The following is a 22,259-nucleotide window of genomic DNA, read 5'->3' on the forward strand; positions in this document are numbered from 1 at the left end:
ATAAAAGATCATTATGAAGACATTGTATACTGGTGTTGCCACCACAACAGGCGGAAGGGAAGGAAATGTAAGAAGTGACGACGGAATTCTTGATCTCGACCTGAGTATGCCCAAAGCCATGGGAGGGAAAGGTGCCGAAAAGACCAACCCCGAACAACTTTTTGCAGCCGGATATTCGGCCTGTTACGGCAGTGCCCTTCAGGTTGTTGCAAAGAAACACAAGGTAGACCTGGGAGATTTTTCGGTCACTGCTTCCGTAGAACTGGGTACAACCGAAGAAGGCGACCTTCAGCTTTCGGTGGTGCTCGATTCGTATATTCCGGGAGTAGATGTTGAAACAGGAGAGAAACTGGTCAACGAAGCTCATGAGATTTGTCCTTACTCAAGAGCTACGCGAGATAATATTGATGTTACCCTCAACCTCATGCTTGATGAGGATGAATAGACCATCATCCTAAACATTCAAAAAGGGCATTTTTAATGCTCTTTTTTTATGCCCTAAAGTGAGTAAACACTATAAATTGTTGTCGTCTTCTGTATCGGGGTTATAGGCCAGGTGCAGGCTGTTGTAAACGGCCTCAATATTGCGTTGGTTTTCCATGAGCACAATCAGGGTGTCGTCTTCCTCAATTTGAGTGGCCCCGTTGGGCGTGAGGAATTTTCCGTCACGGGAAATCATTGCAATAATGGCATTTCGAGGGAAATGAAGGTCTACAATTCTTTTTCCTACTGAAAAATTTTCTGAAGGGATGGTGATCTCTCTTATTAGAGATTTAGTTCCGTCTGCAAGAAAAGCATCAACAGGAGAGATCCTTTTTGCCTTTTTTGGAAGGGCAACATGTAGCCAGTGGGCCACTTTTGAAAGGGTGGTTCCCTGTACCAAGACTGAAGTGAGGGAAACGAAGAACACAATGTTAAAGATCATGTGCGCTTTTTCAATTCCGGCCAGAAGCGGGTAGGTGGCAAAAACAATTGGTACCGCTCCCCGTAGCCCAACCCACGAAATGTACCAGCGGCGGCGCATCTTCATCTTAAAAGGTGCAAGGCTAAGCATTACTCCTATGGGGCGCGCAATAAAAATGAGAAATACCGAAACCAGGATTCCCAGGCCAATAATGGGCACTATGTCACTTGGATATACAAGCAGCCCCAGGGTAAGGAAAAGCACAATCTGCATAAGCCAGGCTACCCCGTCAAAAAAACGCATAATGGTGCGCTTGTGGATGAGATCCTGGTTCCCCAGGTAAACCCCGGCCAGGTATACGGCAAGAAATCCGTTCCCGCCCAGCCTGTCTGTAGCCGAAAACACCAGGAACATGAGTGCCACGGCCAGTACAGGATAAAGGCCTTCAAAATCTAGCGTGATTTTATTGATGATGATTTTACTGAGCTTTCCGAAGAGAAAACCAAGCGCGGCACCTATTAAAATTTGCTGAAGGAAAAGTGGAATTATGGAAAGCAGACTTTGGTCCTGGTTCACTACCAGGCCTAAAAAGGCGATGGTGAGAAAATAGGCCATTGGGTCGTTACTACCGCTCTCCAGCTCCAATGTGGGTCTAAGGTTGGCTTTTAAAGCCATATTTTTTGACCTGAGGATAGAGAAAACGGCTGCCGCATCTGTAGAAGATACAATGGCCCCCAATAACAGGCCTTCATAAATAGTGAAATCTGTAATGGCCCACACAAAGGTGCCAAGGGAGAGGGCAGTGAATAAAACGCCCAGTGTAGAAAGGGAGATCCCGTGCCAGAGAATAGGCTTAATACTGCGCCAGTTGGTGTCCAGCCCCCCCGAAAAAAGGATGAAATTGAGGGAAACTATACCAATAAACTGGGCGAGTTGAGGATCATCAAATTCAATTTTCCCGATTCCTTCTGAACCTGCCAATATACCCACCGAAAGGAAAAGTATAAGCGTGGGCACCCCAAATTTATAGGAAGTCTTTCCCGCCAGTATGCTTATGAGAAGTAAAAGTGAACCAATTAAAAGTACATTCTCTGTGGTAATATCCATTTATAGCAGGCTTGTTCCGTTGGTATAAAGAAAAGCAAAAATAAACTTTTTTGAAGTTTTATTCGGATTGGTTCTCCTTTAGTAACTCCGGAAATTTTGCTTTGAACCTGTTCATGCGGGGCACAGAAACCTGCCGGATATATGGATCGTTGGGATGCTGTTTTTTATAATCCTGGTGGTAATCTTCAGCCTTCCAGAACTTTTGAAAAGGCAGTACCTCTACGGCAATGGCTTTTTCATACTGCCCGGCCAGGGCTTTTATCTTTTGTTCAATGATCTTTTTTTGTTCCTGGTTCTGGTAAAAAATTATGGAGCGGTACTGCGAACCAATATCCGGGCCCTGCCCGTTCTTCTGAGTGGGGTCCATAGAGCCAAAATACACATCGGTAAGGGTTTTAAAATTGATCACTTCAGGATCGTAGATCACTTCAACGGCTTCGGCATGCCCTGTTCTGCCGGTATTGCTCTCTTCATAAGTCGGGTTTCTGGTGTGACCACCCGAATATCCCGAAATGGCTTCTTTAACCCCTGTCACGCTTTCAAAAACAGCTTCCACACACCAGAAACATCCACTTGCAAAATAGGCTTTTTTGAGGCCGTTCTGGACAGGAACTTCCACCGGCTCGGCATTGGCAATTTCAGGCAAGGTCACTGTGTCACCCGAAGAGTTTTTACAGGCAGTAAGGCTAATAATCAGGGATAGCAGTAAATATTTCATTTTATTCTTTTTTGTATGTTCCTTCTAAAGATTTTTTCCCGTACAGGGCGTAATCGGTCATTACTTCCCCATTCTTTGAAAACCCGAGCCAGTCAATTTCGGCATCGCCGTTGGGCTGGAAAGTAACAGTAGCAACAGGAGTGTTGGTGTCAAATTCGCCCCAGGGCAGGGAGCGGTTGGGGGAATTTTCTCTTGATACCGAAACAAAGTAAATATCAGCAGTACTCTCGCTGGTTTTTTTACTTTGGGCATTGATGTAGATTTTATCTTTATCTATGCACCATTCCGTAGGCCGATCGTAAGATATTTCGATGCAGTTGCAATTACAGTCGGTCGCATTTTCAGCTTCTGTTTTTCTGTATTTTCCTGAATGATCGGCTACAGGGGCGTTAGAGGTGTTACCACGTTCTTTTGCTGTTTGCAGCGCATTTCTTTCATCCTGAAGGTTTCCCGGCGGCAGCGTGTCGGCAGCAATAGTTTGAGTATCTATTTTTTCTGAAGTTTCTGAATTGGCGTTGTTTCCGTCTTTACAGGAAAAAATAAACACCGCAATGAGCATGAAAAGCAGCTTTTTCATAGTTGTAGGTTTAATTTTTAAAGATAAGCCATCCAGAATAGATTTCTGTGAAACAGATGTTAACGGAAAAAGAAACAAGATTGCTGCGCTTCAGGAAACAAGAACCAGGACGCAAGTTTTTCTGATAATAATCTCAATCCTCAAAAAATCTCACCTCTCAAATCTCACATCTCCTATCTCAAATCTCAAATCTATACCAACAAAAAACCCCTCACTTGCGCGAAGGGTTCTGTTAATACTATCAGATGAAAAATTAGAAGCTCTGGAAAAGCTCGTTCATCTTTTGCCTTTCTTCCTGTGCCAGTTCTTCATCTACAAGGATACGGCCACTGTGCTCATCGGTGATGATCTTTCTGCGTCCGGCAATTTCCATGATCACCTGCGGCGGAATGGTAAAGAAAGAACCTCCAGATGCCCCTCTTTCAACAGGAACCACTGCCAGGCCGTTCTTCACGCTGCTGCGGATTCTCTTGTAAGCATTTACCAGGCGGTCTTCAATTTGCTCTTCAAATTCTTTCGATTTGTCAATAAGAGCTCGCTCTTCCTTCTCGGTTTCAGCAAGAATCTCATCCAGCTCCCCTTTTTTGTGGTCAAGGTGTTTCTGGCGCTCAGCCAAACGCTCTTTGGTTTGCTCAATAACTTCTTTCTTCTGGTCTATTTGAGCACGAAATTCTTTGATTTGCTTCTCGGCAAGTTCTATTTCCAGTTCTTGAAATTCAATTTCTTTAGACAGGGCGTTGAACTCACGGTTATTGCGTACATTCTTTTGCTGTTCAATATATTTTTTGATCAATGCCCGCGCATCTTCTATCAAAACTTTTTTGGTATTGATCCCCTGATCGATCACTTCAAGGTCGGCATCCATTTTTTCCAAACGGGTATTAAGGCCTGCTACTTCATCTTCTAAATCTTCTACCTCAAGCGGAAGTTCACCTCGTACATTTCTTATTTCATCCACCCTGGAATCTATAAGTTGAAGATCGTACAACGCTCTTAACTTCTCTTCTACAGTAACATCGGTTTTTTTTGCCATAGTTAAAAATACTTGATAGGATTGGTTTCTGTGTTTGATAAAACGACTGCAAAATTAGCAAATTTTTTCTTAAGATAAGTAGTAAGAAGGGTTTTTGTGAACTGTTCGCTCTCGTAGTGCCCAACATCGGCCAGTACCAGTCTTTGCTCAGCTTTGAAGAAGTCGTGGTACTTGAGATCTGCAGTGATAAAAATATCGGCCCCGGCTGCAATGGCGTTATTAATGGCAAAGCTGCCGCTGCCTCCCAGTACCGCAACTTTTTTGATGGGTTTGCCCCTTAAAGCCGAATGCCGTATGCACCCGCAGCCAAAAGTTTTCTTTACCTGCTCCAAAAATGCCGTTTCTTCCATTTCTTCCGGTAACAATCCCGTCATCCCAATGCCAATGTGCTGGTTGCTATTCTCAAGGCTGGTAAGCTCGTAGGCAACTTCTTCATAAGGGTGGCTGTCAAAAAGGGCATTTAAGATGTTCTTTTCTGAATGCTTCGGAAAACTTACGCCCACCTGTATCTCTTCCTCGTAATGCGTTTCTCCCCTTCGGCCTATCACCGGATTTGATGCTGCGTTTCCGCGGAAGGAGCCGCTGCCAATTACATTAAAGCTGCAGTGGTCATAATTCCCTATAGAGCCCGCTCCGGCTGAAAATAAAGCTTCCCGCACTTCGGCTGCGTCTTTCTTGGGAACAAAAGTGACCAGTTTTTTAATGGTTCCCGGCTGCGGAATGAGAATCTTCCTGTCTGTTAGCCCCAGTTGTTCACACATCATGTGGTTCACGCCCTCAAAGCTGTTGTCGAGTGCAGTGTGAATGGCGTAGATGGCGATATCGTTCTTAATGGCCTTTAGAATGGCCCGCTCTACATAACTGCTGCCGGTAAGCTTTTTAAGCCCTGAAAAAATTATGGGATGAAAAGTGACAATGAGGTTGCAGTTGTTCTCCATGGCTTCATCTACCACACTTTCGAGGGTGTCCAGGGTTACCAGGATTCCTGAGACCTGGCTGGTGGGGGAGCCGGTGAGCAGGCCAACATTGTCAAAATCTTCGGCGTACGCGCTAGGAGCAAGTTTTTCCAGCTCCTGAATTATTTCCTTAACTAACATCTTTGCTTTTTTGCTGAGTTTGTCAAAGATAAAAATTATCCGGGCAGGCTGCCGCATTCAGTTATCCTCTTCAGCATAAATTTATTCCTTCCGAAGAAAGATAGTCTGCTGTGCAGAGGTGTCAAAAAGGGCAAATTTTAACTATCTTTTTTCCGGGAGTGGCTTAAAATGATGGTTTGCGTTTCAGGAAAAAAATTACCTTCGCACTCATGTCGGCAAGAAAAATTCTTTATCCTTTTTCCATTCTTTACGGTGGTGTAATGCGCGTGCGAAACCAGCTTTATGACCGCCATATTTTCCCTGTGCACAGTTTTGAGCTGCCGGTTATTGCCGTAGGCAACCTGAGTATGGGGGGTACGGGAAAATCTCCCATGGTAGAATATCTCACCCGGCTGCTCAAAACCCGCTACAGGGTGGCCACGCTTAGCCGCGGGTACAGAAGGAAGACCAGCGGGTATATTTTGTTGACTGGTACCGAAACTGCTGCTGAAGTAGGGGATGAGCCGCTGCAGTTTAAATTTAAGTTTCCTGAAGTTACTGTGGCCGTAGATGAAAAGCGCAGCCATGGGATAGAGGAACTTCTAAAGCTCAAGCCAAGGCCCGAAGTGCTGCTGCTTGATGATGCTTTTCAACACCGAAGTGTAAAGGCAGGTTTTAATATTTTACTCACTTCCTACTCAAAGACCTATAAAAACGACCTGGTGCTGCCGGCAGGTGACCTTAGGGAGCCGGCATCGGGTGCAAAAAGGGCCAGCGTGATTGTGGTCACCAAATGCCCTGCAGATCTTTCTGTGGAAGCGCAAATGGAGATTATTAAGCAGCTAAAACCCACAGCAGGGCAGGAAGTTTTCTTTAGCAGCATTGCTTACAGTGAAAAGGTGATGGGCAGAAACAGGTCTTATTTTTTAAAAGACCTTCAAAAAACGCCTTTTACACTGGTAACGGGTATTGCCAACCCGCAGCCCATGGTGCAGCACCTTGAAGAATTAGGTCTAAAGTTTGAACATAAAGCCTATAAAGATCATCATCATTTTACAGAAGCTGAACTGCGGGAACTGCAACACGAGGAATTTATCATCACTACCGAAAAAGACTATATGCGCCTCAAAAATGAGATTTCAAGGGAGAAAATTTTCTACCTGCCTATACAAAACCATTTTCTTCACAGGAAAGAAGACTTTGATGAACTGGTTTTAAAGTATGTACAAAAAAATGAGACCCGTTAAGGTCTCATTTTTATATTTTGGCTAATTCAAACTATCTTCACAATAACCTGAGTTCACCTATACTCAAACCTTGTGCCACATTTTTAAATTGTGGCTTTCTGCTGACTTAAATATTTGTTTATTTTTTGGAAGAATTCTTCTGTCTTATACGGCTTGGGGATGATATCATTAAAACCATTGAGGTAGAATTCATCAAGGCTTTCTTCCAGGGTTACCGCGGTGAGCGCAATGATGGGAATAGTTTCATTGAACTTGCGTATTTCCCGGGTGGCTTCAATTCCGCTTATGCCCGGCATGTGAATATCCATCAGGATAAGGTCAAAATCATTGTCTTTAACCTTGGTGATCGCGGTGGTACCATTGTCGGCCACGTCACAAATCACCTGGTTCTTCTCCAGGATCTTACGGGTGATCATCTGGTTGATCTTGTTGTCTTCCACGATAAGTATCCTCTTACCGTGCATAATATCGTTTGACAGCGGTTCGGGGATCTCGTTGTCTTTTTGACCCTGTGGGCTGGCCGGTTCCATCGCTTCAAATTTCAGTTCAAAATGGAAAAGGGAGCCTTCGCCCAGTTCACTTTCCAGGTGAATTTCGCTGTCCATTAAATTGAGCAGGTTCTTCACAATAGAAAGCCCCAGCCCTGTTCCCCCAAATTTTCGGTTGATCTGGAGAGAACCCTGTGTAAAGTTCTCAAAAATGGCTTTTTGCTTTTCCTTGCTTATTCCCTCGCCCGTATCCTGAACTTCAAATCTCAACAGCACCCTGTTGTCTTTTTGGCTCAGGCGTTTTACCCGCACCCAGATGTCGCCGTCTTCGGTAAACTTAATGGAGTTGCCAATGAGGTTGATGAGGATTTGCGAGATCTTAAGCGGATCTCCTTTCAGTTTCTTCGGAATTTCGGGATCAAAGTCCAGGTGGAGTTGGGTCTTCTTGTCTTCAGCTGAATTTTTTAGGGCAATCAAAACATCTGTGATCCTCTTTTTCAGGTTAAATGAACTTTCAAGCATTTCAACTTTCTTAGCTTCCAGCTTGTTGAGGTCGAGGATGTTATTGATGAGGGAAAGTAAATATTCTCCCGAAAACTTTAGCGAATTAAGGTGTTCCTTTTGATTTTCAGTAGGGCTTTCTTCCAGCAGCAGGTGGGTGAGCCCGGTAACGGCATAAAGCGGGGTGCGCAGTTCATGGGTGATGGTAGAAAGGAACTGGGCTTTGGCCAGGGAAGCTTTTTCGGCGTTTTCTTTGGCTGTGATCAATTCTGAATTTTTCTTCTGAAGTAGATCGTTGGCTCGCGCCCTTAAGTTGTTGTTCTTATACAGCGACAGGGTTAGCAGTGACAAAATGGTGATCAAAGCCACACTTAAAATGGTGGTGAGCTTGTTCACTTTTAGCGTGCGTTCTGCCTCTTCTTTTTTACGGGTGAGCTCGTTCATGGTGCTCTTCATGGAATCTACCCCGTAACGGGCGCTGGCGTCTACGGCCAAAGCTTCGGCATTTAGATTGTATAAAGAATCCTGGATTTGGTTATTCTCCCGAAGTAAGGCCAAGGCTTCCTCGTAGTTTCCCATTTGCTCCTGTAGCTCGCTCTGTACCTTCTTGGTATGCTGAATCATACCTGCAAAATTGTTGCGCTGGGCAGCTTTTAAGGCTTTCTCAGATTCGGCCATTGCTTCAGGCAGTTGTCCTGAAGCCTGGTACGCGCGGGCTTTGTAATAGTGAACCCGGCTGCGCTCGTACTCATTATTGTGGATGCGCAGTTTTTTTTCCGCAGAATTTAAAAGGCTAATGGCGGCGTGTGGCCTCTCGGCGGTGTTGAGGTAAAGTATGCCGCGGTTTAGCTCTACAGAGCCAACTCCTTCAGTATCCCCCTGTTTTTTATAAAGCGCTTCCGAAAGATCGAAATATTCTGTGGCGCGATCAAAAATTTTCTTGGCAGTGAAGATCTTTCCGAAGTTAAGATAGCTGTATGCAAGGCCTTCTTCGTCTTCTATTTCCCGTTGGATGGAAATGGCCCGTTGTAGCTCTGTAGCGGCTTTGTCGTGCTCGTGGCGCACGTAGTAGAGCTGGGCCAGGATGCTGCTGGAAAGTGCAATTAGCCTGGGGTGGTCTATAGATCTTGAGAGCTCCAGTGCTGTGTTAAGTTCGCGTAGAGCCTGATCAAAATGTATACTGTTAATTGACTCTTCTGCGTTTTCCAACAGTTGTTCAATAGTGACATTTATTTCATCTACTTCCTGTAGGCTTTTTCCCTGGGAATAGGAAAAGGAAAAGTAAAGAAACGCCACCATTAAAAGAGTAAAGTTCTTCATTGGGACAAAATAACTGTGGATAAATATAACTATTTAATTGATACATGGGAAATTAAATCAATGAGGCGGCTCGAATAGCCTATCTCGTTGTCATACCATCCTATGATCTTCACAAAGGTATCTCCCACTACCGAAGTCATTTGCGCATCAAAGATACAGGAGTGGGAATTGCCTTTAATATCTATAGAAACTATAGGATCTTCGGTATATTTCAGGATATGCTTGAGGCTTCCTGCAGCGGCTTTTTTAAAGGCCGCGTTAACTTCTTCTATGCTCGTGCGCTTTTCAACATGAAGGGTCATATCGGTAAGGCTGCCGTTGGCCACGGGTACCCTTATTCCGCAGCCGCCAATCACATCGCTTAGCTTCGGGAAAATTCTTGTAAGTGCTTTTGCCGCGCCGGTGGTGGTGGGTACAATAGATTGCCCGGCGGCCCTGGCACGTCGCAGGTCTTTGTGTGGCTGGTCGTGCAGGCTTTGATCTGTGGTGTAAGAATGTACCGTGGTAATATAGGCTTTTTTGACCCCGGCCAGTTCATTCACGATCTTTAGCATTGGGGCGGCATTGTTTGTGGTACACGAGGCGTTAGAAATAATATCCTCTGTGCCGTCCAGAATATGCTCGTTCACTCCCAGGACCACCATCTTAATGGAGTCATCTTCGGGAGGCACGCTTAAAATGACCTTTTTGACACCTTCCTGAAGGTGGGCTTCAAGCTCAGGTCTTTTCTTGAACTTTCCGGTGCTTTCTACCACCACGTCTACATGGTGAAGGCTCCAGTTAATGTGGGCGGTACGGGCGTGATTGGAAACGGGTACTTCTTTCCCGTCTATTACTACGGAAGCTTCTCTGGAAGAAACCTCTTTTTTGAGCACCCCGTGTATGCTGTCGTACTTGAGAAGGTGGGCCAGGGTGGCGGCGGGGGCGAGGTCGTTAATGGCCACCACCTCAATATCTTCACGATCTAAGAGCAGCCTGAACAAATTTCGGCCTATGCGACCAAAGCCGTTGATCCCAACCCTGATCTTTTCTTTTGATACTGCTGAAGGTCTTGCGCCCTCCATTATGTTAAGTGTTTTTGTGCTTTATACGAAGATCTTACCAGGGCACCGCTTTCCACATGCCTAAAGCCCATTTCAAGTCCGATGGTCTCATATTTCTTGAACTGTTCTGGAGTCACAAATTCGTGTACCGGAAGGTGCTGTTTTGTAGGTTGCAGGTACTGGCCTATGGTTACAATATCAAGATTTACTGCCCGCAGGTCTTCCAGCGTTTGTATCACTTCATCTTCTTTCTCGCCCAATCCAAGCATGATGCCCGACTTGGTTCTGTTCACTCCCTGCTCTTTCAGGTATTTCAACACCTGAAGGCTGCGCTCATATTTCGCCTGGATTCTTACTTCGCGGGTAAGCCTTTTTACGGTTTCCATGTTGTGGGAAACAATTTCAGGATTTACTTTGATGATGCGGTCAATGTTCCTTTCCACTCCCTGAAAATCAGGGATGAGGGTTTCGAGGGTGGTATCGGGGTTCATGCGGCGAATGGCGCTCACGGTCTCTGCCCACATGATAGAACCCATGTCTTTAAGGTCGTCACGGTCTACACTGGTGATTACAGCATGTTTTATCTTCATCAGTTTGATAGAGCGGGCCACTTTTTCGGGCTCATCCCAGTCCAGCGTTTCGGGTCTTCCGGTTTTTACGCCGCAAAATCCGCAGGAACGGGTACAGATATTTCCGAGGATCATAAAAGTGGCAGTGCCCTCACCCCAGCATTCTCCCATGTTTGGACAACTTCCGGAGGTGCAGATTGTATGAAGATTGTATTTATCTACTACACCTCTTAGCTCGGTGTACTTTTTTCCGGTAGGTAGTTTTACCCTTAACCACTTAGGTTTGGGCGCTCTTTGTGTAGGGATTTGCTGTGTTTCCATAGGTGGGCAAAGGTACAACTAGAATGCCTAAAAACAAACGTTAAATGCAGGCGGTGTTTTTCCCTTTTCAGCATAAAAACTTCCGAAGAAAATGACCTTTTTGAATGCTGAAGTCTCAAAAATGGCATTTAGGAAGTCCTTTTTTCGATGACTTCGGCCAGGAGTTTTTTTGCCCTTAAGATCTTTACCTTTACGTTGTTGATGGGCTCCTGAAGCTGGGCTGCGATTTCTTTGTAGCTCTTTTCCTGAAAATACCGCAGGTGGATCACTTCCTGGTAGTGCGGTTTCAGTTTTTTGATGTCTATGAGCAGCTGGGCCAGGTTTTGTTCGGTGATCAAAGTGTCTTCTATACTGGGCGTTTCATCGGGAATGCGGTGTACGCGCTCATCTTCTTCATCGGTGGTGCGGGCGCGTATCGAAGCGTTCTTCTTTCTTACCAGGTCTACGTGAATATTCTTGGAAATGGTAATGATCCAGGTTTTGAAGGTGTATTTGGGGTCAAAAGTGTCAATTTTATCGAAGGCTCTCGAAAATGCCTGGATCGTGATGTCTTCGGCATCATATTCGTTTTGGGTGCGTTTAAGCTGAAAGCCGTAAACATCATTCCAAAACCGGTCCAGAAGATAATTAAAGGCTGTTTGTTTCCCTTTTTTGGCCTTTTCAATTTGTTGCTGAAGCAGGTCTGGCTCTATTTCCAATTAGTGGGTTTTGAAAAAATATTAGAGATAAATATAACCAATTGCGCCGAAACCAGGAACAATTCTAGAAAGGGAAAAATCCAGAAAAGATCGGTTTCCCCAAACTTTTTCCCCGAGTTGTAAAAAACCACGCCCTGTACAATCCATCTTAGTGCAAGTAAGAATAAAGCTACCTGCCAAAAAGGGCTTTTTAAGAGGATAAAAAAGAAGATCCAGAACAGGAGCTGGGAAGTGTAAAAAAGCCCCAGCATTAACCGGTGTTCTTTTTTGTAATGGGAAGCGGCCGAAACATGCCTTCTCTTTTGCCTGAACCAGGCCTTAAGGCTTGTTTTGGGAATGCTGCGTGTAATGCCCACGGGAGAGTAACACAGGGCCGTATTGTGGCTGTTCGCTGCACCGTTTACAAAAAGGTCATCATCGCCAGATTTGATGTGCAAATGCGTGGCAAACCCATTTTGGGCAAAAAATTCTTCGGAAGTATAGGCGAGGTTCCGGCCCACGCCCATGTAGGGTTTCCCCCAGCTGGCATAAGAAAAGTACTGAATTGCCGTAAAAAGCGTCTCGAACCTGATAAGTTTGTTGAGCAGGGAGCGGGTTTCAATGAAGTACCCGCCGTAGCCAAGCACTATGCTCTTCTGGTCTTCAAAGTGGGCGCTCATCTCCCTAAGCCACTGGCCGGTCTCGGGTCGGCAGTCGGCATCAGTAAATAAGAGGTAAGGCTTTTTGGCCTTTTTGATGCCCAGGGTAATTGCGTATTTTTTGTTGGCCCAAAAGGCTTCGTTGTTTTGAACATCTACTATTTTCACCCGGTCGTCGCGCAGCTGAAAATCTTCAAGCACCTCGAGTGTCTCGTCTACAGAGGCATCGTTGATCACTACCACCTCAAAATCGGGGTGGTCTTGTGACAGGATTGCAGGAAGGAAATTCCGGAGGTTTACGGCTTCGTTCTTGGCGCAAATAATTACCGAAACCGGGAGGTCCTTATATGCCGGCTGATTTTCATTTTTGGCCAGGGCAAACCTGAAGAAGCCCAGGTAGTAACACAGGTTGATTAGGCCAATGAGAACAAAGGCAATAAGGATGCTTAGCATTTAAGTGGCAGGAATTATTTTACCGGTTGTGGTTCATTGCAGTCTCTGGCTTCATCGGGAAGCTTTCCGCAGTAACTGCAGGCTTCTCCTTCCTTGTTGAGAAAAGGGCTTTGACTGGCACAGGTTCCGCTAAATTTTCCATCTTTCTTTCCCCAAATCTTAATGGCGATCCCGGCAACTGCAAGTCCTAAAAGTGCTATGGTGATTAATATGAGTTCCATAATTTAATTTTGGTGCAAAAATAACGAATAATGAGCACTATAAGAAGGGAATGAGATTTTTTTCTTAATGCTTCATTTACACAACTTTAACTAAAATTTATTGCTGTGCGGGAGGGATTGGTTTTTTAGGATAGTAAATTGCATATAATGCTAAAAAATACCCGATATGATATACAAATTACCTAAAATCCTGATCATATTTCTCTTTGCCGGATTAATATCCTGTCAAAATAACGAAAACAAGAGTGATTCAGAGACAGATATTCTTCCTGCGGAAGAAAAAAAAGATGAATTAAACAGTCCCGACAGGCCGATGCCGAGAAGTTATATGCTCGCCAGAATGCGCGAAGATGACGAGCTGACTGCCTTTACTGAAGAATTTGAGAGATCTGGCCTTGAAGAAGAATTTAAAGGAAAGGAAGGGATCTATACCATTTTTGCCCCTTCAAACGCCGCGTATGACCGCATCCCGGCCAGGCAAATGAATCCCGATAATGACAGTCTCAGGTCTAACGCCAACCTTATGCGTTACTACATGGTAGAAGGTGAAATGACCGTAGATTATCTTCGGGAAAGGATCAGGGCTTCAGAAAATGACAGGTACGAGTTTAGAACTGCTCTGGGCGAGAAACTCTGGGCCAGCCTTGAAGGAGACAAAATTGTACTTACCGATGTGCTGGGGAATAAAGCTTCAATTGTGACTTCAAATATGGACGAGTACTACGGAGTTTACCATATTATTGATAATGTTTTGCAACCCGGTGAAAATGGGGAGTAGTTGCGAGAATTTCATTGATCTTTTATACTGAAGGTTAAGAATTTTCCTTCAGAAGAAAATATAATTAACGTAGGATTATAATTTATGGCTCGGTTCTCCCTTACTTTTTTAGTAGATTAAATATGAACCCGAAAAATAATATTATTATGAAAATGAGGAATATAATGATGTTGAGCGGATTTCTGATTATGCTGCTTGGCGCCTGTAAAAACAACGAAACTAATAATGCCGACACCCAATCTCCTGAGGTGCAGGAAGAAAATTTTGATGAGCGTGTTAAAGAGCTGCGCCAGCGCAACGCTACAGTAGACGCAATTGAAGGAAACCCTGAGCTAAGTACCTTTGCCACCGGCCTCAACACCTGGAATGTGGAAGATACTTTAGACAGCGTAAACGGGCCTTACATGGTATTTGCGCCAAGTAACAGGGCTTACAGTAGGGTTTACAGGCAGCAGGGCTATGACATTTTAGAAACCAGCCCAGAATCTGTGATCCCATACCACATGGTAAAAGCTGATTTTACACAGGAAGAGCTAAAACAGGAAATTCAAAATGCTAAGGGTTCTCTTGTGCTGCCTACTTTTGAAGGTGAAAATATCACATTTAGCCTGGAGGGCGATAAAATTGTGCTTACCGGCGCAACTGGTGAAAAAGCCAACATCTCCGAAAGTTTTGAAATTGAAAACGGCACCGGTTTTATCATAGATAAAGTCCTGCTTCCTGAAGGGATTAACAGGCTGACCATCACTGCCGAGCAGTAGTGAAATTTGGCAATGAAAAAGAAAAAGGCTTTCAAAAATGACATTTTTGAAAGCCTTTTTTAATGTTTGCTGCTCTTAGATAATATTGACTTCGGGAGAAATCTCGATCCCGAACATATCCCAGATTTTCTGCTGGATCTTTTCGGCGAGCTTGAGTATATCCTGGCCGGTGGCATTTCCGTAGTTTACGAGCACCAGCGCCTGTTTTGTGTGTACCCCGGCGTCTCCTTCGCGATAGCCTTTTAAACCGGCGCGATCAATGAGCCAGCCGGCAGGGATTTTGACCTGCTGCTCGTCAATTACATAAAAAGGGGCTTCAGGGAATTCCTTATGCAGCTTCTCTAACTTCTCTTTGGAAACCACAGGGTTTTTAAAAAAGCTTCCGCTGTTGCCCAATTCTTTGGGGTCTGGAAGTTTAGACTGTCTTATGCTTATAACAGCTTCAGAAACACTGGCTATTGTAGGCGTTTTTATACCTTTTTCTTCCAAAAACTGGTCTATGGAGCCATAGGAAGTATTCAGCCTATGATTTTTCTTGCTAAGCCTGAAATTAACGCTTGTAATAATGTACCTGCCCTTAGCTTCATTTTTAAAAACAGAATCCCTGTAGCCAAACCTGCATTCTTCACGGGTAAAAGTTCTTAACTGCAGCGTCTGAACATCTAGCGTGGTGCAGCTTTCAAAACTATCTTTAAGCTCTACGCCATAAGCGCCAATATTCTGAATTGGAGCCGTGCCCACTTTTCCCGGAATGAGCGATAGGTTTTCGAGGCCGCCAAAAGAATGATCAATGCAGTACAAGACAAACTCATGCCAGTTTTCACCGGCCATGGCCTTTACCAGTACGTCATTCTCCCGCTCTTCAAGGATTTCAATTCCCTTTAGATTGATATATACCACGGTCTTTTGAACATCTTTTGTGAGCAGCATATTACTGCCGCCACCAAGAATAAATAATTCGGAAGCGTAGCTGTTCTTTAAAACCTCCCGCAGCTCGTCTAAAGAAGTTACTTCTGCAAAATGACGGGCCTTAACATCTATCCCGAACGTGTTATAGGGCTTCAGGGAAATGTTGGACAGTATTTTCATTAGCCTTTGTACTGCTTAAGAGCTTCTTTTAAGATTTCTATGGCTCTTACAAGATTTTCCTTTTTAAGAACATAGGCGATTCTTACCTGGTTTGTCCCGGTGTTTGGGGTGGAGTAGAAACCTGCAGCCGGTGCTATCATTACCGTTTCGTTATCCATCTCAAAACTCTCTAGCAGCCATTTGGCAAAATCTTCGGCATCTGCAACGGGTAGTTCGGCAATACAGTAAAAAGCGCCTTTTGGGTTGGCCACTCTAACGCCTTCAATCTGCTCAAGACCTTTAACCAGCGTATTTCTTCGCGAAGTGTATTCCTCAATGACCTCGTCAAAATATTCCTGTTCTGTATCGAGGGCGGCTTCACTGGCAATTTGTGCAAAAGTAGGCGGGCTTAGGCGGGCCTGGGCAAACTTCATGGCCGTAGCCATAAAATCGGCATTTTTGGAAACCACGCATCCAATTCGTGCTCCACACATGCTGTAGCGCTTTGAAACAGAGTCTATCATAATCGCGTTCTGCTCCAGGCCTGGCACGCTCATAATAGAATGGTGTTTTGCACCGTCGTAGGCAAATTCGCGGTAAACTTCATCGGCTACAATAAAGAGGTCGTGCTTTTTAACGATCTCGGCCAGTTGATCAATCTCCTCTTTTGTATAGAGGTAACCGGTGGGGTTGCCCGGGTTGCAAATTAAAATTGCCTTGGTCTTTGGTGTGATGAGCTTTTCAAATTCAGAAATTGGAGGCAGCGCAAAACTGTCTTCAATTTTTGACTTTACGGGTACTACAGTAACGCCCGATGCTGTGGCAAAACCGTTGTAATTGGCGTAAAATGGCTCGGGGATGATTACTTCATCGCCCGCGTCACAAATACTGCCCATGGTAAAAAGCAGGGCTTCAGACCCGCCTGTGGTGATGATAAGTTCGTTAGCCGAAATTTCGATGTTGTGGTTCCGGTAGTAGCTGGCCAGCTTGTTGCGGTAGCTTTCAAAACCTGCAGAATGGCTGTAAGAAAGCACTTCAATATCGGTATTTTTGACGGCTGCAAGTGCTTTTGCAGGAGTTTTAATGTCGGGTTGACCAATGTTTAGCTGGTAAATGGTTCGGCCTTTTTTGATCGCTGCTTCGGCGTAAGGAACCAATTTTCTTATAGGAGATTCGGGCATAGCCTGCCCTTTACGGGAAATATGTGGCATATCTAAAATTTTGGCCTACAAAGTTGCAAAATTTTAAATTGAGAATAATATTTTTCGAGATTTTTATCCTTTCTGAAGGATATTCCACTTAAAGCATCAGGAGTTGCCGATGAATTGTGATGAAGATTAAATTTCTTAGTGATATTGGTGTTTGAAAAGCTGAAAATTTCAGGTTAAAGCTGAAATTATGAGGTGCTTCTGAAATACTTCAGCAAAACTGGCGAAAAGAGAATATGAAAGAGCTTAACCTTTCAAAAAAAATATTTTGAAGCTGCCTTTTTTTACTTCCGAAGTAGAGAAATTGAAACTTTTTCAGAAAAACTTATGAGGAGGAGAAGGGTAGAGCTTCAGATCCTTCAAAAATGGCAATTTGTGCTTGTAAAACTGCTGAAAATAAAAAAGAGGCTGCTTTAAAAGCCCGTTTCCGTCAACCTGCTTTTTGTTGCAGGTGCTTCTGAAATTCATCAGAAAAACGGAGTGGCAGCTTTTAAAACAACCTCTTCAAAAATGTCATTTCTGGAAAGTTTTATTCCAGAACTTTTCCTTTGATCTTTATTGATTTGGCAGGAACATCGGCATTAGAATAAACGGTAATGGTCTTTCTAATTGGGCCTACCCTTTTAGTGTCGTATTTCACTTTGATCTCCCCTTTTTCTCCTGGGGCGATAGGATCTTTAGGTTTTTCGGGGATGGTACACCCACAGCTTGAAGTAACGTCTGTAATTACGAGGGGCACACTTCCAGTATTTGTAAATTCAAACACGCGAACGCCATCACTGCCTTTTTCTATTTCGCCGTAGTCTATTACTTCAGACTTAAATTCAATTTTTGCCGTTTCCTGTGCCTGTACAGCAAAGCCTGCAAAAACAAAAATGGCAATTGCAATTAATTTTTTCATGGTTTTTAGTTTTTTCAGAATTGTAAATATACTACTAATCTGTTTATTATAGCAAATAAAAAGGCAATCGGCTGCATCGCCTTTTATAATCCTGAAGTTATAATTACTTTTGCCCAGATATTCCAAAAACCGCACCAAAGTATGTCTGTAGCATCAAATTACGTAGCCCGCGAAGTTGAAACCAAGTGGTATGACTACTGGATGAAGAACAATTATTTTCATTCGGAAGTGGATGAAAGAGAGCCTTATACTATCGTAATTCCGCCGCCCAATGTTACCGGCGTGCTGCACATGGGGCACATGCTCAATAACACCATTCAGGATGTTTTGATTCGCCGCGCACGGCTGCAGGGTTACAACGCCTGCTGGGTGCCGGGGACAGATCACGCCTCAATTGCTACGGAAGCCAAGGTTGTGGCCAAATTAAAGGCTGAGGGGATTGACAAAAATGCCCTTTCAAGGGAAGAATTCCTGGAACACGCCTGGGAATGGACGCACAAACATGGCGGGATTATTTTGGAACAGCTCAAAAAACTTGGGGCTTCCTGTGACTGGGACCGCACGAAATTCACGATGGACGATGATATGTCGGCTTCGGTAATAAAGGTCTTTGTTGACCTTTACCGCAAAGGGCACATTTACCGCGGGTATCGCATGGTAAACTGGGACCCGCAGGCGAGAACCACCCTTTCTGATGAAGAAGTGATCTACCAGGAGCAGCAGGGGCAGTTGTACTACCTTCAGTATAAAATTGAGGGTACAAATGATACGCTCACTATTGCTACTACCCGGCCCGAAACTATTTTGGGAGATACTGCTGTGTGTATTAACCCTAATGATGAAAGGTTTAGTCATTTAAAAGGTAAAAAGGCCATTGTGCCGCTTTGTGAGCGGGTGATCCCCATTATCGAAGATGAATATGTTGATATTGAGTTTGGAACGGGATGCTTAAAAGTAACCCCGGCGCACGATGAAAATGACAAGATGTTGGGAGATAAGCACAACCTGGAGGTGATCGATATCTTTCACGATGATGCTACGCTAAATTCCTACGGAATGCATTATGAAGGAATGGACCGTTTCGAGGCACGAAAAAAGATCGTTAAAGAACTTGAGGAAAAAGGAATTTTGGTGAAAACTGAAACCCACCTCAATAAAGTAGGCACCAGTGAGCGCACAGGAGCGGTGATCGAGCCAAAACTAAGCGACCAGTGGTTCTTAAAAATGAAAGAACTGGCCCGGCCTGCACTTGATGCCGTGCTGGAGAAAGAGGTGAGCCTGGTACCCGAAAAATTTGTAAATACTTACCGTCACTGGATGGAGAATGTTCGCGACTGGAACATTAGCCGGCAGTTGGTGTGGGGGCAGCAAATTCCCGCATATTACTACGGAAGCGGGAAAGAAGATTTCGTTGTGGCCGAGACTATTGAAGAGGCTGTGGCATTGGCTAAGAAACAAACCGGGAACGAAAACTTAACAGCTGCCAATTTGAGGCAGGATCAGGACGCTCTTGATACCTGGTTCTCATCATGGCTTTGGCCAATTAGCGTCTTTAACGGGATTCTTGAGCCCGACAATAAGGAGATTAACTACTATTACCCAACAAATGACCTGGTAACGGCACCTGAAATCCTGTTTTTCTGGGTGGCACGTATGATCATTGCGGGGTATGAATACAGAGATCAAAAGCCTTTCAACAATGTTTACCTAACGGGAATTGTTCGCGACAAACAGCGTCGAAAAATGTCAAAATCCCTGGGTAATTCGCCAGATCCTCTCGGGCTTATAGACGCTTATGGTGCCGACGGGGTAAGGGTAGGAATGCTGTTGAGCTCTCCTGCCGGAAATGACCTTATGTTTGATGAAGATTTGTGCAAGCAGGGAGCGGCATTTGTAAATAAAATATGGAATTCGTTTAAGCTGGTGAGTTCCTGGGAAGTTTCAGAAACAGCAAAAAAACCCGAAGCTGCAAAGATTGCGGTGGAATGGTACAGGGCGAAATTCCAAAAGAGCCTGCACGAGATCGAAGACAACTACAGGAAATACCGCATAAGTGATGCTTTAATGGCGACTTATAAACTGGTTTGGGACGATTACTGTTCCTGGTTCCTGGAAATGGTGAAACCGGCTTACGGGCAGCCTGTGGATCAAGCCACTTTTGATGCCGTGACCGAGATCCTGGAGAACAACCTTAAGATACTTCACCCGTTCGTGCCTTTCGTTTCAGAAGAAATATGGCAATCAATGAAGCAGCGAGATGAAAAAGAAGCCCTGATTATTTCCTCATGGCCCAAAAATGAGGAATTTGATGCTTCTCTTATAGATGAGTTTGTGGTGGCTTCAGAAGTGGTATCGGGGATAAGGAGTATCAGGAAAGAAAAGAATATTTCTTACAAAGATCAAATTGAGCTGCAGGTACTCAACAATGAAAAGCTGAGCAGTAGTTTTGATCCTGTTATCGAAAAAATGGGGAATATCTCATCGTTGGGCTATACTCAGGAACAAGTGAAAGGAGCACTTTCGTTCAGGGTGAAATCTAATGAATATTTTATTCCGGTGACCGGTGCAGTTGATGTTGAAGCCGAAAAGGCCAAACTTGAAGAGGAACTGAATTACACCCGCGGATTCTTAAAATCGGTAGAGAAAAAGCTTTCTAACGAGAAGTTTGTAAATGGGGCACCCGCAAAAGTTGTGGATAACGAAAAGCAGAAAAAAGCCGATGCCGAGGCGAAAATCGAAGCTATACTCGCAAGTTTAAATGCTCTTTCTTAGAGAGCGCAATATAATTTCAGAGATAAAGAAAAAAAAGCTCGCAGATTTGAAGAATCTGCGAGCTTTCTTGTTTTATGAAAACCAGGTTACTGCCTGAAATAGTCTGGAATTTAAGCGGTACAGCAAGGTTGTGTTAATCTTCAATGTTTTCCCTCACCAGTTCAATATAGGCCTCTTTGGCTTCCCTGGGGCTCATTCCTTTAACCTGGAGCAGGGCGTTTAATTTGAAAGCGTTTTTAATATCGCTGTTGCCCGAAGGCATATATGCCTGTGAGTGTTTAGTAGCCTGTTTATAGTAGGCGTACAGCTTAAGCATAAGATCTGGGGGGAGCTTCCGGGAAGTCCTGCTGGCTTTTTCATAAGCTCTTAAAAATTCCCTGTCAACTTCTTCAGGAGTCATGGCTACAAGGTTAGGAAACTTTTGCAATGAGACTAATGCCACCTTTTACTTTTTGATTCAGTTTAACTTCAAGCGTGGTGCCCAGAGGAAGAAAAACGTCAACGCGTGATCCAAATTTAATGAATCCGCTATCGCTTCCCTGTACTACTTCTTCGCCTTCTTTAGCGTAATTCACAATTCGTTTGGCCAGGGCACCTGCAATTTGCCTGTAGAGGATCTCGCCGGTACTGTCATTTTCAACCACCACGGTAGTGCGTTCATTCTCTTCACTTGCTTTGGGATGCCAGGCAACCAGGTATTTTCCCGGATGGTACTTGCTGTATTTTACAATACCGCCAACAGGATGCCGGGTTACATGTACATTGATGGGAGACATGAACACAGAAACCATAAGACGCTTGTCTTTAAAATATTCTTTTTCATAGACTTCTTCAATCACCACCACCTTGCCGTCAACGGGTGCGATCACGTGTTTGGTATTGAGTTCGGTTGTTCTTTTAGGGTTTCTGAAGAACTGAAGGACCAAAAAGAAAAGTACGATAGACCCAACAAGGATCACCACTCTAATCCAATAGGTGAAAATAAAAGCCTGCGCCAGTAGGTTTACAATGATGAGCAGGATCATTGCAGTTCCCATTATTTTATATCCTTCTTTATGAAACATAGTTAATTAGTTGTAAATAGGCATAAACAAAAGGGCTTGAAAAAATAATACTATCAAGCCTGTCAAACAATCCTCCGTGACCCGGCATAAGTCTGCCGCTGTCTTTCACTCCTGCCTGTCTTTTAAACTTTGACTGGATGAGGTCTCCAAGGGTGCCAAAAATGCTTAAAATCACTGCCAGTCCTATCCACACCTGTATAGTGAGGAGACCGGTAAAGAAGTAAACCAGGTAAGCTGCAACCGCACTAAAGACCAAGCCTCCCATGAATCCTTCAACCGTTTTTTTGGGGGAGATCCTTTCAAAGAGCTTTTTCTTTCCAAAATTCTTACCTACAAGATAGGCAAAAGTATCGTTTATCCAAATAAGCGAAAAGATCCCTACTACCAGTTCGGGAGTAAAATCTCCGGTGTAACTGGGAATGAGCGTGAGAAAAATAAGGGATGCAATGAGGTAAAAAATGATGATCACATATTTTTTCTTCTCAAAAAGGGGAATTTTATTCACCAGCATAAGGTCTTTTACTAGAAACAGATTCACAAATATGGTGATGAGTAAGAGGAGGGACGTGCCATAAGGGCTCCAGCGCATATAGCTGAAAATATAGAACAACCCAATAAGGAGAAAATACCCGAGGTAGCTTTTTAAATGTAATAACCTTTGTAGTTCCCTGAGGCAAATAAGGCCAAACAACAGGAAAAGTGTGGTGAAGGCAAATTCAGATGCAAATATGGAGACCACGAGAATGGATATATACATGACCCCCGATAAACCCCGAATAATATTTTCCTTCAT

General features: G+C 44.1%; 22 protein-coding genes. 5 read left to right on the plus strand and 17 right to left on the minus strand.

What is annotated here, in order from left to right:
• Positions 1-13 precede the first annotated feature (13 nt).
• Positions 14-445, plus strand: coding sequence for an organic hydroperoxide resistance protein (locus JRG66_RS10510; RefSeq protein ID WP_265162721.1), 432 nt, complete (start codon positions 14-16; stop codon positions 443-445).
• A gap of 69 nt (positions 446-514) precedes the next feature.
• On the opposite strand, the gene JRG66_RS10515 is transcribed toward JRG66_RS10510, so the two are convergent.
• From JRG66_RS10515 to JRG66_RS10535, 5 genes are all read right to left on the minus strand, one after another.
• Positions 515-2,011 (minus strand): potassium/proton antiporter, encoded by a 1,497-nt coding sequence (locus JRG66_RS10515; protein ID WP_265162722.1) that lies wholly within the window; start codon positions 2,009-2,011, stop codon positions 515-517.
• A gap of 58 nt (positions 2,012-2,069) precedes the next feature.
• Positions 2,070-2,729, minus strand: a complete 660-nt coding sequence (gene msrA / locus JRG66_RS10520; RefSeq protein ID WP_265162723.1) for a peptide-methionine (S)-S-oxide reductase MsrA — start codon at positions 2,727-2,729, stop codon at positions 2,070-2,072.
• A 1-nt stretch (position 2,730) separates the two neighbouring features.
• On the minus strand, positions 2,731-3,306 hold the full coding sequence (locus JRG66_RS10525) for a hypothetical protein (RefSeq protein WP_265162724.1): 576 nt from the start codon (positions 3,304-3,306) through the stop codon (positions 2,731-2,733).
• Positions 3,307-3,559: 253 nt separating this feature from the next.
• Positions 3,560-4,339 (minus strand): zinc ribbon domain-containing protein, encoded by a 780-nt coding sequence (locus JRG66_RS10530; RefSeq protein WP_265162725.1) that lies wholly within the window; start codon positions 4,337-4,339, stop codon positions 3,560-3,562.
• 2 nt (positions 4,340-4,341) lie between these two features.
• Positions 4,342-5,436, minus strand: coding sequence for a Nif3-like dinuclear metal center hexameric protein (locus tag JRG66_RS10535; RefSeq protein WP_265162726.1), 1,095 nt, complete (start codon positions 5,434-5,436; stop codon positions 4,342-4,344).
• Positions 5,437-5,645: 209 nt separating this feature from the next.
• Here JRG66_RS10535 and lpxK point away from each other — a divergent pair, with 209 nt between their 5' ends.
• Positions 5,646-6,662 (plus strand): tetraacyldisaccharide 4'-kinase, encoded by a 1,017-nt coding sequence (gene lpxK / locus JRG66_RS10540; protein ID WP_265162727.1) that lies wholly within the window; start codon positions 5,646-5,648, stop codon positions 6,660-6,662.
• Between the two features lie 83 nt (positions 6,663-6,745).
• Here the strand turns inward: lpxK and JRG66_RS10545 are convergent, their stop codons facing one another.
• The 6 genes from JRG66_RS10545 to JRG66_RS10570 all read right to left on the minus strand — a co-directional run bounded on the left by JRG66_RS10545 (position 6,746) and on the right by JRG66_RS10570 (position 12,914).
• Positions 6,746-8,971, minus strand: coding sequence for a response regulator (locus JRG66_RS10545; protein ID WP_265162728.1), 2,226 nt, complete (start codon positions 8,969-8,971; stop codon positions 6,746-6,748).
• A gap of 29 nt (positions 8,972-9,000) precedes the next feature.
• Positions 9,001-10,035, minus strand: coding sequence for a type I glyceraldehyde-3-phosphate dehydrogenase (gene gap, locus JRG66_RS10550; protein ID WP_265162729.1), 1,035 nt, complete (start codon positions 10,033-10,035; stop codon positions 9,001-9,003).
• Positions 10,035-10,904 (minus strand): lipoyl synthase, encoded by an 870-nt coding sequence (gene lipA, locus JRG66_RS10555; protein ID WP_265162730.1) that lies wholly within the window; start codon positions 10,902-10,904, stop codon positions 10,035-10,037. The genes gap and lipA overlap by 1 nt, the downstream gene beginning before the upstream one ends.
• Positions 10,905-11,032: 128 nt before the next feature.
• On the minus strand, positions 11,033-11,602 hold the full coding sequence (locus JRG66_RS10560) for an RNA polymerase sigma factor (RefSeq protein ID WP_265162731.1): 570 nt from the start codon (positions 11,600-11,602) through the stop codon (positions 11,033-11,035).
• Entirely contained in the window at positions 11,593-12,693 is a 1,101-nt protein-coding gene (locus JRG66_RS10565; protein ID WP_265162732.1) for a glycosyltransferase, read from the minus strand. The genes JRG66_RS10560 and JRG66_RS10565 overlap by 10 nt, the downstream gene beginning before the upstream one ends.
• A gap of 14 nt (positions 12,694-12,707) precedes the next feature.
• Positions 12,708-12,914 (minus strand): membrane or secreted protein, encoded by a 207-nt coding sequence (locus JRG66_RS10570; RefSeq protein ID WP_265162733.1) that lies wholly within the window; start codon positions 12,912-12,914, stop codon positions 12,708-12,710.
• Between the two features lie 166 nt (positions 12,915-13,080).
• Here JRG66_RS10570 and JRG66_RS10575 point away from each other — a divergent pair, with 166 nt between their 5' ends.
• Together JRG66_RS10575 and JRG66_RS10580 are read left to right on the plus strand one after the other, a co-directional pair.
• Positions 13,081-13,692, plus strand: coding sequence for a fasciclin domain-containing protein (locus JRG66_RS10575; RefSeq protein ID WP_265162734.1), 612 nt, complete (start codon positions 13,081-13,083; stop codon positions 13,690-13,692).
• Positions 13,693-13,838: 146 nt separating this feature from the next.
• The gene (locus tag JRG66_RS10580) at positions 13,839-14,453 is read left to right on the plus strand and encodes a fasciclin domain-containing protein (RefSeq protein ID WP_265162736.1); all 615 of its coding nucleotides are present in this window, start codon (positions 13,839-13,841) and stop codon (positions 14,451-14,453) included.
• Between the two features lie 75 nt (positions 14,454-14,528).
• Here JRG66_RS10580 and murB read toward each other — a convergent pair whose 3' ends face one another.
• From murB to JRG66_RS10595, 3 genes are all read right to left on the minus strand, one after another.
• Complete coding sequence (murB, locus tag JRG66_RS10585; RefSeq protein WP_265162737.1) at positions 14,529-15,542, minus strand: UDP-N-acetylmuramate dehydrogenase; 1,014 nt, start codon at positions 15,540-15,542, stop codon at positions 14,529-14,531.
• The gene (locus JRG66_RS10590) at positions 15,542-16,732 is read right to left on the minus strand and encodes a pyridoxal phosphate-dependent aminotransferase (RefSeq protein ID WP_265162738.1); all 1,191 of its coding nucleotides are present in this window, start codon (positions 16,730-16,732) and stop codon (positions 15,542-15,544) included. The genes murB and JRG66_RS10590 overlap by 1 nt, the downstream gene beginning before the upstream one ends.
• 526 nt (positions 16,733-17,258) lie before the next feature.
• On the minus strand, positions 17,259-17,630 hold the full coding sequence (locus tag JRG66_RS10595; protein ID WP_265162739.1) for a DUF1573 domain-containing protein: 372 nt from the start codon (positions 17,628-17,630) through the stop codon (positions 17,259-17,261).
• A gap of 141 nt (positions 17,631-17,771) precedes the next feature.
• On the opposite strand from JRG66_RS10595, the gene JRG66_RS10600 reads away from it, so the two are divergent.
• Complete coding sequence (locus tag JRG66_RS10600) at positions 17,772-20,402, plus strand: valine--tRNA ligase (protein ID WP_265162740.1); 2,631 nt, start codon at positions 17,772-17,774, stop codon at positions 20,400-20,402.
• Between the two features lie 133 nt (positions 20,403-20,535).
• Here the strand turns inward: JRG66_RS10600 and JRG66_RS10605 are convergent, their stop codons facing one another.
• From JRG66_RS10605 to JRG66_RS10615, 3 genes are read right to left on the minus strand one after another with little or no spacing between them, the layout of a single operon-like run.
• Positions 20,536-20,844, minus strand: a complete 309-nt coding sequence (locus JRG66_RS10605; protein WP_265162741.1) for an acyl-CoA-binding protein — start codon at positions 20,842-20,844, stop codon at positions 20,536-20,538.
• Positions 20,813-21,466, minus strand: coding sequence for a phosphatidylserine decarboxylase family protein (locus JRG66_RS10610; protein WP_265162742.1), 654 nt, complete (start codon positions 21,464-21,466; stop codon positions 20,813-20,815). Before JRG66_RS10610 ends, JRG66_RS10605 begins: the two co-directional genes overlap by 32 nt.
• Positions 21,456-22,259, minus strand: a complete 804-nt coding sequence (locus JRG66_RS10615) for a phosphatidate cytidylyltransferase (protein WP_265162743.1) — start codon at positions 22,257-22,259, stop codon at positions 21,456-21,458. Before JRG66_RS10615 ends, JRG66_RS10610 begins: the two co-directional genes overlap by 11 nt.

The sequence above is a fragment of the Salinimicrobium tongyeongense genome (assembly GCF_026109735.1).
Taxonomy (GTDB): Bacteria; Bacteroidota; Bacteroidia; order Flavobacteriales; family Flavobacteriaceae; genus Salinimicrobium; species Salinimicrobium tongyeongense.

What these genes read in the sequence shown, in the direction of transcription:
- JRG66_RS10525 (WP_265162724.1), bottom strand. Translation starts at nt 3,306, where the DNA reads ATGAAAAAGCTGCTTTTCATGCTCATTGCGGTGTTTATTTTTTCCTGT.
- JRG66_RS10595 (WP_265162739.1), bottom strand. Translation starts at nt 17,630, where the DNA reads ATGAAAAAATTAATTGCAATTGCCATTTTTGTTTTTGCAGGCTTTGCT.
- JRG66_RS10615 (WP_265162743.1), bottom strand. Translation starts at nt 22,259, where the DNA reads ATGAAGGAAAATATTATTCGGGGTTTATCGGGGGTCATGTATATATCC.
- lipA (WP_265162730.1), bottom strand. Translation starts at nt 10,904, where the DNA reads ATGGAAACACAGCAAATCCCTACACAAAGAGCGCCCAAACCTAAGTGG.
- msrA (WP_265162723.1), bottom strand. Translation starts at nt 2,729, where the DNA reads ATGAAATATTTACTGCTATCCCTGATTATTAGCCTTACTGCCTGTAAA.
- JRG66_RS10515 (WP_265162722.1), bottom strand. Translation starts at nt 2,011, where the DNA reads ATGGATATTACCACAGAGAATGTACTTTTAATTGGTTCACTTTTACTT.
- JRG66_RS10580 (WP_265162736.1), top strand. Translation starts at nt 13,839, where the DNA reads ATGAAAATGAGGAATATAATGATGTTGAGCGGATTTCTGATTATGCTG.
- JRG66_RS10575 (WP_265162734.1), top strand. Translation starts at nt 13,081, where the DNA reads ATGATATACAAATTACCTAAAATCCTGATCATATTTCTCTTTGCCGGA.
- murB (WP_265162737.1), bottom strand. Translation starts at nt 15,542, where the DNA reads ATGAAAATACTGTCCAACATTTCCCTGAAGCCCTATAACACGTTCGGG.
- gap (WP_265162729.1), bottom strand. Translation starts at nt 10,035, where the DNA reads ATGGAGGGCGCAAGACCTTCAGCAGTATCAAAAGAAAAGATCAGGGTT.
- JRG66_RS10610 (WP_265162742.1), bottom strand. Translation starts at nt 21,466, where the DNA reads ATGTTTCATAAAGAAGGATATAAAATAATGGGAACTGCAATGATCCTG.
- JRG66_RS10530 (WP_265162725.1), bottom strand. Translation starts at nt 4,339, where the DNA reads ATGGCAAAAAAAACCGATGTTACTGTAGAAGAGAAGTTAAGAGCGTTG.
- JRG66_RS10535 (WP_265162726.1), bottom strand. Translation starts at nt 5,436, where the DNA reads ATGTTAGTTAAGGAAATAATTCAGGAGCTGGAAAAACTTGCTCCTAGC.
- JRG66_RS10570 (WP_265162733.1), bottom strand. Translation starts at nt 12,914, where the DNA reads ATGGAACTCATATTAATCACCATAGCACTTTTAGGACTTGCAGTTGCC.
- JRG66_RS10565 (WP_265162732.1), bottom strand. Translation starts at nt 12,693, where the DNA reads ATGCTAAGCATCCTTATTGCCTTTGTTCTCATTGGCCTAATCAACCTG.
- JRG66_RS10600 (WP_265162740.1), top strand. Translation starts at nt 17,772, where the DNA reads ATGTCTGTAGCATCAAATTACGTAGCCCGCGAAGTTGAAACCAAGTGG.
- JRG66_RS10545 (WP_265162728.1), bottom strand. Translation starts at nt 8,971, where the DNA reads ATGAAGAACTTTACTCTTTTAATGGTGGCGTTTCTTTACTTTTCCTTT.
- JRG66_RS10590 (WP_265162738.1), bottom strand. Translation starts at nt 16,732, where the DNA reads ATGCCACATATTTCCCGTAAAGGGCAGGCTATGCCCGAATCTCCTATA.
- JRG66_RS10510 (WP_265162721.1), top strand. Translation starts at nt 14, where the DNA reads ATGAAGACATTGTATACTGGTGTTGCCACCACAACAGGCGGAAGGGAA.
- lpxK (WP_265162727.1), top strand. Translation starts at nt 5,646, where the DNA reads ATGTCGGCAAGAAAAATTCTTTATCCTTTTTCCATTCTTTACGGTGGT.